This is a genomic window from Streptomyces sp. H39-C1, assembly GCF_027158125.1.
Taxonomy (GTDB): domain Bacteria; phylum Actinomycetota; class Actinomycetes; order Streptomycetales; family Streptomycetaceae; genus Actinacidiphila; species Actinacidiphila fildesensis.
In genome coordinates, this window is sequence record NZ_JAPVLS010000091.1 from 1 (window position 1) to 7,172 (window position 7,172).

Below are 7,172 nucleotides of genomic sequence, written 5' to 3' on the forward strand. Positions count from 1 at the left end.
GCGGCGCCGCAAGCCCGGTGTGTCCCGGCAACGACGGTGGCAACGGCACCGCTGCCACGTTGACCGCGGACGGCATCACGGGCGCCACCGGCGCCGCCGGACACACCACCCTGCCCTGCTAACAGCAGACCAGGCGTCGCGGACGTCACGCACAGGTGCCGACGGCGTCGCCGGCTCCCACAACATCCGCATCTGCACCTGCTGAGCCGCGCCTCCTTCCGACCGAGGCGCGAACTCTGAGGAACCCATAGCGAGCTGTGCCACACGCCCTGCACTGTGCCCGGACCGGGCACAGTGCAGGGCCCCGCGCACCTGCGGATCCTTGCCGACCGTAGGCCGCCGGCCCCTTCATCAACACGCATGTGTGCAGGATCGGTGCCAGAGGCAGCCGATAACGTGACCTCCCGGGCAGTCCGATGCTGGACCTTCTGCGGGGCATCGCAGGCGCCCCGATCTCAGATGTCGCGGGTTCGAGCTCTCACAGAGTCCACGATTGCGTCGGGTTGTCGAGCCACGCCTGCTGACCTTCCGCGGTGACCGTCAGTCCGAAGCGTTCATGGCCTGGGTGGCCGGCCTGTTGCCACCATTTGACCGCCGCTTCGATGTCGTCCCACAGTCGGCGGTCACCGCCCTGCCAGACGCTCGCCATGTCCTGCCCGTCAACGAACGCCAGGCAAGCCCAGGACGGGTCGCGCAGGCTGTAGAACCAGGTGACACGGGCTCCGTCTTCGCGCGGGCCGGGGATGCGCACGCAGTCCCGCACGCGGAGCCCGATGGCGAAGTCCAGGGCGCTGAACGCCCCACCGTCCCATTCGGTCTCCGTGACCGCCGTGGACGAGGTGTCGCCGCTCTCCAGGCCGGCTGCGGTGTATTGCGTGAAGTCCCTGGTCGGTAGACGCTGTGCCCGGAGCTTCATGAACTCGACCGGCCCGGTGAAGTGCATGCTGGCCTTGGCGTCTCCATGATCAACAGATCCGCCGCTTATTAGACACTCCCGCGTACGCCAGGATCGACGCGGCCTTCTCCTTGGCGGTGATCGAGGAGGGCGGCCGGATCGTGGCCGTGTAGCCCGGCATACAGATCGTGGTCTTGAGGGTGGCCTGAGTGACGGCCGGATTGGTCGCTCCCCGTGTACACACCGGAGCCGGCAGGGGCTCCTTGGCGGCGGTGAACCGGTACTTGCACGTGCCCGGAGCGGGCTGCGCCTGCACGGTGTATTTGGTCTGGGGGCCGGGGCCGACCGGGATCGCACCGGCCTGACGACCGCTGCCCGGCGTCGTCCCGGAACCGTTCGCGGCCGGCTGGGTGGCGCCAGGCGGCGCCGGATGGCTGGAGCCCTTGCCCTTGGCCGCGGTGGGGGCGCTGGAGCAGCCCGTCGCCATCACGAGCAGGGCGACAGTTGCAGGGACAGAGTCCATGGTGCGACGGACGTTCAAGACTTCCCCCTGGAGGTGAACCAGGCGGATATGCGGCGGACTGACAGTCGCGGCAGGGCGGCCTCATGTACTGGTACTCCAGGTGCCGTCCACCCATCGGGGGGAGCCACCACTTGCCGCCGGCGAGCAGATATCCGTGGCCGACGGCCATCACCGGTACGGACTTGGCTGCTGGCCTGATCAGGCCACGCCGCGGATGGGTGCGGATTCTCTGAACTGACGATCAGGATCGAGCAGTGAGTCGGTAGTTGTGCTGGTCAGGGCTCGGGGAGGGACGTTGATGTTCGCGGGCCGCATGGAGACCCCGCACGCGCGATTGCGTCACCGGTGCGAGCAGCCATCGAACGCGTCTGGTCCTCATCAACCCCAGTCTCAGCCGGCTCATACGGCTCTTCCCCGGGCCGCATGAGCCGGCTGATCACACCGAGGGCGGGCACGATTCCCGGACCGTTCGAGGACGCGGTCGTGGACGCTCGAAGAGCCCGTCAGCCGGCCCGAAGACCGACCGCCAGCGTCAGTTCGAGGACCCGGTGCGGGGACCCGAGATCCGGAAACAGCTCCCGCAGCTGTGACATCCGGTACCGGACGGTCTGGGGATGGACGAACAGCGCCGCCGCCGCCTCGTCCCGCCTGCCCTGGTGCAGCAGCCACGCCCGCAACGTCTCCTCAAGGCGCCGCGCGGTCGCGGCAGGCAAGGTCAGCAACGGTGCGAGGGCTCGGGCACGCAGGTCTGCGAACGCTTCCGCGTCGGCGCTCAGTACCAGCTCGGGCAGGTGGTCCTCGGTGTCGCGGATGTCGGAGGAGAGGGAGCGCGCGCGTACGGCTCGTGCGTACGAGGCGGACGCACGCGTCCATGGCCGGGCCGGGCCGACCACGGCGGTGCGGTCGGGCAGCTGCCTCAGGAGATGTGCCCGGTTGGCATCGGGGACGAGCAGTACGCCGGAGGCGTCCGGCAGATCGTCGAGGACGAGGGTGTTCGGGTCGAGCGCGCGGTGGGCGGGCCGGGCCTGGGCGGCGGGCAGCAGGACTGCGGTCAGCGAAACCGGCGGCTGCCACCCGGCCCGTTGAGCAGCGGCAAGGAGCACGTCCGGGCTCGCGCCGGCGAGGAGGTCGCGGGCCAGTTGTTCCAGGTGGCGCTCGTGGGCCCGGCCCCGGGCGGCCAGTTCGTCGGCGTGGCCCGCGGCGCTCGCGGCGGAGAGCTCGTCGATGTAGGCGAAGGTCAGCTCGGCGAACTTGGCGACCTCGGCGGCGGGCAGACCTGCGGGTACGGCACCTGCGGCCAGTCCTCGCCAGGCCACGCGGGCGCCGACCCGGTAGGCGCTGAGCAGGGCGTCCATCGAACGGCCGTCGCGGACCTCGCCGCGGCCCAGCTCGTAGGCTGCGTCGCTGGCGTCGCCGCCCGTGGTGTTGCCGCTCGCGAGGTCCAGGTAGTGGCCCAGGGCGGTGCGGACGGCTCGGCGGATGGTGGAGCCCATGCGGCCCGCAAGGGCGTTGGCGTAGGGAGGGACCTCGTCGATGATCGCCTGGACTACCTCGTCGGCGGTGGTCCTCAGCGCGGCCCGAAGCGCGGTGACCGTCGTCTCGTCCAGGACCAGTTCGCTGGCCTTCCGGATTGCATGGCTCACGTTTTTGTTCCCTACGAACAATTCAGCCGACCAGATTCACATCCTACGGACAGGACTTTACCCCCAGGGGCGCATCAAGCTGGGGTCATGACGAGTGCAGCCCTGCGCAGTAGGGCGTGGAAACTGCTGGAGATGCTCACGACGCCGCTGCTGCCGTCGGACTACCTCGACCTGGTCAGCCCGCTGCGTGCGGGTGCCGACCTGCGGGGGCGCATCGAGGCCGTGCACCCCGAGACGGGTGACGCCGCGACCGTCGTGATCAGGCCGGGACGGGGCTGGCGCGGTCACACAGCCGGTCAGTACGTGCGGATCGGGGTCGACGTCGACGGGGTGCGCCTGTGGCGTGCCTACTCGGTCACCTCGCCGACGGACCGCCGGGACGGCCGGATCACGATCACCGTGAAGGCGATCCCGGACGGCAAGGTCAGCAATCACCTGGTCCGCAGGGCGAAACCGGGCACGCTGATCCAGCTCGACCAGGCGACCGGTGACTTCGTGCTGCCGGAGGCCAAGCCCGCCAAGGTGCTCTACCTGACGGCCGGCAGCGGCATCACGCCGGTGATGGGCATGCTGCGCGACTCCGAGTTCGACGACGTCGTCATGGTCCACTCCGCACCACAGCCGCACGACGTGATCTTCCGCAACGACCTGCACGACCTGGTCGCGGACAAGAAGCTGCGGCTCACCGAGCTGCACACCGACACGGACGGCATGCTCGACATCGCCCGTCTCGACGAACTCGTGCCCGACTGGGCCGAGCGCGAGACCTGGGCTTGCGGGCCCGCGGGCCTGCTCGACGCCGCCGAGGAGCACTGGACCGGGCACGGCGTCCCAGAGCGCCTGCACACCGAACGCTTCCGCCCCAGCATCGTCGTCGCCGGCGACGGTGGCGAGGTCACGTTCGGCATCACCGGCAAGACCGTCGACGCGGACGGCGCCACGCCGTTGCTGGACGTCGGCGAGGAGGCCGGCGTGCTCATGCCGTCCGGGTGCCGCATGGGCATCTGCTTCGGCTGCGTCACGCCGCTCACGGCGGGCGCCGTCCGCGACCTGCGCACCGGCGAGATCACCGAGGCCGAGCCGGGCGTCCTCATCCAAACCTGCGTGTCCGCCGCGGCGGGCCCCTGCGACATCGAACGCTAGGAGCACCTTGACCGCCATCGACCCCACCGCCCACCTGACCGCGGAGCAGATCGAGGAGCTCGGTCGCGAGCTGGATGCGATCCGCGACGAGGTGATCGCCGGCCGCGGCGAGAAGGACGCCGCCTACATCCGCAAGGTCATCTCGGCACAGCGCAAACTCGAACTGGTCAGCAGGGGCGTCCTGCTGTTCTCGATCTTCCCGCCCGCGTGGCTGATCGGCACCGCCGGCCTGTCCGTGGCGAAGATCATGGACAACATGGAGATCGGCCACAACATCCTGCACGGCCAGTGGGACTGGATGCGGGACCCGAAGATCCACTCCACCACCTGGGACTGGGATCACGTCTCGCCGGCTGAGCAGTGGAAGCACTCGCACAACGAGCTGCACCACACGTACACCAACGTGATTGGCAAGGACAACGACCTCGGCTACGGCATCATGCGCGTCGACGAGGACCAGAAGTGGCACCCGCTCCACCTCGGCCAGCCGCTGTGGAACTTCCTCAACGCCTGCTTCTTCGAGTACGGCATCGCGGCGTACGACCTGGAACTCGGCAAGAACCTGCACAAGCGCCGCCGCAACACCCCTGAGTTCCGCGCGCGGGCCAGGGCCGTGGGCCGCAAGATCCGCAAGCAGGTGCTCAAGGACTACGTGATCCACCCGCTGCTGTCGGGCCCGTCGTTCCTCACCACGCTGGCAGCCACGTTCACCGCGAACCTGGTCCGCAACATCTGGACCCACTCGGTGATCATGTGCGGCCACTTCCCCGAGGGTGTGCAGGTCTTCGAGCGCCGGTCGATCAAGGGCGAAACGCGCGGCCAGTGGTACCTGCGCCAGATGATGGGCTCGGCGAACATCAGCGGCAGCAAGGCCATGCACTTCATGTCCGGCAACCTGTCGCACCAGATCGAGCACCACCTGTTCCCGGACCTGCCGAGCAACCGGTACGCCGAGGTCGCGGTGAAGGTGCGCGCGTTGTTCGAGAAGTACGAGCTGAAGTACGTCACCGGGCCGCTGCCCAAGCAGGTGTTCTCCGCGTGGCACAAGGTCTTCCGGCTCTCACTGCCGAACAAGAAGCCCAAGGTCAAGACGCTGGACCGCGAACAGGAGCTCGTCGCGGCCTGATCCCCGGTAAGGGTTCGAATCCTTCGGACGTACCGGCGGCACCGCCGGTCTCGGTGAGATCCATGGGAAGGGCCCGGTTCGCCACACCCCTGCTGGTGTACGGGCCCGGCCAAGGGCAGACTGCGGACTCGGCTGGGTATCAAGGACTGGGATGACGAGAGGCTGAGCGACGGCCTCCATGGCAAGGCCCTGTACGTTCCTGGAACTGTGACCTCCATCACGGCGGACGTGATCTTGTCATGGTGAGATCACCGGATGCTCGGTTTCCTCATTCGTCTCCGGCCGTTCTGGGTCCGCGAGCCGCTACTCATCGCAATTGGGTCTGCTCTCGGCATACGCATCATGTATCTCGCCGTCACCGATCACGACCGGGTTGCGGCTGGTCTCGGCGTGGTGTTCCTCGTGTTCACCGCGATACGCGTCTGGGTGGTGCTCCGTGCCCTGCGCCTACGCCGGAATCCGGGTCCGGCGGCCCCCGTGGAGGAGGCGGCGGTCGAAGGCAGCGCCCAAGCCCAGGGTGGAGCCGGGCCGCGTCCCGGCCCGGACGTTCCGCAGAAGGGGCCCAACGAGTGGGGCCAGGCCATCGCGGCCGTGGCCGTGATCGGGGCACTCGCGGCGGCGCTGTGGGTTGGTCCACGCGTACTGCCGTCCGATGGGGGCACGCAGTCGCAGGCCGCCTCGTGTCCGGACGGAGAGCACAAAGAGCTGCCGACGGCATACCAGGCCACGCCCCGGCCGATGACCGGTGACGAGCTGTGCAAGGCGCTCAACCGGCCCGACCTGGCCCAGCTGCTCGGCACACCTGGAGAGATCGTGACCACGGCCTCCGGTAGCAACAACATCTCGCCCAACAAGAAGGTCGCCCAGCCGGAGGCCGAAGTCAGGTTCGGCACCTACACCGTGAATGTCTCGGCCGCCTACAACGAGCTGTCAACCGCCCAGTACGTGAAGCTGATGCAGTTCGGCGACGAGCAGGACATCAAGACGCTCACGGTTCTTGGCCGGCCCGCGGTCTTGTACTCGGATCACACCATGCAGCTCGAGATCAGTCTCGGCGGTGGCAGGTCCAGCGGACCGGTCACACAAGGCCCCCCGTCCAGGAATCTGGCCGTGGCCCTCGACCGGACAGACCGAGGCGGCTACTGCGAAGTCACCGTGTGGAGCAAGTCCGGCGCTCTCCCCGACGACCGCGCTCTCCTTGGCATCGCTGAGAAGGTTCTTCCGACGATCCCCGGATGGACTGTCCAGTGAAACGCCGAAGGTCTTCTTGGCGTGCAGGTCCCCTCGTCGCAAGATTGTGACCTACTGGGCCACCTTCGCGGACGCCAGGCAACAGCTACTCCGCCGACGCTCTCAATGCTGCGGGAGCCGCCCCCGGCGCCCGGATCACGGTGGACGGACTGGAGTTCACCATGCCGCGGTACGGTCCCGGCGAGCGCGACAACGCGGTGGGCGGGGGCGGCGTGATCGCCCTGAGCGGGCACGCCCGCGAACTCGGCTTCCTCGGTGCCTCGGTAGGCGGGGTCACCGGCACGGTAACCATCCGGTACACCGACGGAAGCTCGGCCACCGCGAACCTCTTCCTGCCCAACTGGCTCTCGGACCAACCTACCGCGAACGGCGCCCGGATCGCCGTCACCACCGACCACCGGGTCACCCCGGCCGGACCCGCCAATTTCGGCCTGCCGTACCGCCTCTATGTCAACACCGTTCCCACCGACCCGACCAGGGAACTGCGCTCAGTCACCCTGCCCACCAACTCCGCCCTCCACATCGTTGACCTGGCGACCCGCCCCGTCACATAGCACCCGCACATGTCACACCGACCGGGCGTGGGGGGCC

General features: G+C 68.6%; 7 protein-coding genes. 4 read left to right on the forward strand and 3 right to left on the reverse strand.

Features of this window, described 5'->3' with window-relative positions:
• Positions 1 to 478: 478 nt before the first annotated feature.
• From O3W51_RS38935 to O3W51_RS38945, 3 genes are all read right to left on the reverse strand, one after another.
• Complete coding sequence (locus O3W51_RS38935) at positions 479 to 943, reverse strand: hypothetical protein (protein WP_138357828.1); 465 nt, start codon at positions 941 to 943, stop codon at positions 479 to 481.
• A gap of 22 nt (positions 944 to 965) precedes the next feature.
• Positions 966 to 1,418 carry a hypothetical protein gene (locus tag O3W51_RS38940; RefSeq protein WP_138357827.1) on the reverse strand — a complete coding sequence of 151 codons (453 nt, stop codon included), beginning with the start codon at positions 1,416 to 1,418 and terminating at the stop codon, positions 966 to 968.
• Positions 1,419 to 1,921: 503 nt separating this feature from the next.
• Positions 1,922 to 3,061, reverse strand: a complete 1,140-nt coding sequence (locus O3W51_RS38945; RefSeq protein ID WP_138357826.1) for a PucR family transcriptional regulator — start codon at positions 3,059 to 3,061, stop codon at positions 1,922 to 1,924.
• An 87-nt stretch (positions 3,062 to 3,148) separates the two neighbouring features.
• Between O3W51_RS38945 and O3W51_RS38950 the strand changes: the two genes are divergently transcribed.
• From O3W51_RS38950 to O3W51_RS38965, 4 genes are all read left to right on the forward strand, one after another.
• Positions 3,149 to 4,204 carry a ferredoxin reductase gene (locus O3W51_RS38950; protein WP_138357825.1) on the forward strand — a complete coding sequence of 352 codons (1,056 nt, stop codon included), beginning with the start codon at positions 3,149 to 3,151 and terminating at the stop codon, positions 4,202 to 4,204.
• Positions 4,205 to 4,211: 7 nt separating this feature from the next.
• Entirely contained in the window at positions 4,212 to 5,330 is a 1,119-nt protein-coding gene (locus O3W51_RS38955; RefSeq protein ID WP_138357824.1) for a fatty acid desaturase family protein, read from the forward strand.
• A gap of 342 nt (positions 5,331 to 5,672) precedes the next feature.
• Positions 5,673 to 6,581 carry a DUF6215 domain-containing protein gene (locus tag O3W51_RS38960; RefSeq protein WP_331284130.1) on the forward strand — a complete coding sequence of 303 codons (909 nt, stop codon included), beginning with the start codon at positions 5,673 to 5,675 and terminating at the stop codon, positions 6,579 to 6,581.
• Positions 6,582 to 6,742: 161 nt separating this feature from the next.
• The gene (locus tag O3W51_RS38965) at positions 6,743 to 7,135 is read left to right on the forward strand and encodes a hypothetical protein (protein ID WP_138357822.1); all 393 of its coding nucleotides are present in this window, start codon (positions 6,743 to 6,745) and stop codon (positions 7,133 to 7,135) included.
• Positions 7,136 to 7,172 lie beyond the last annotated feature (37 nt).

Bases quoted from the DNA above. Each gene is read 5' to 3' on its own strand.
- O3W51_RS38935 (WP_138357828.1), bottom strand. From the start codon at position 943: ATGCACTTCACCGGGCCGGTCGAGTTCATGAAGCTCCGGGCACAGCGT.
- O3W51_RS38940 (WP_138357827.1), bottom strand. From the start codon at position 1,418: ATGGACTCTGTCCCTGCAACTGTCGCCCTGCTCGTGATGGCGACGGGC.
- O3W51_RS38950 (WP_138357825.1), top strand. From the start codon at position 3,149: ATGACGAGTGCAGCCCTGCGCAGTAGGGCGTGGAAACTGCTGGAGATG.
- O3W51_RS38960 (WP_331284130.1), top strand. From the start codon at position 5,673: ATGTATCTCGCCGTCACCGATCACGACCGGGTTGCGGCTGGTCTCGGC.
- O3W51_RS38965 (WP_138357822.1), top strand. From the start codon at position 6,743: ATGCCGCGGTACGGTCCCGGCGAGCGCGACAACGCGGTGGGCGGGGGC.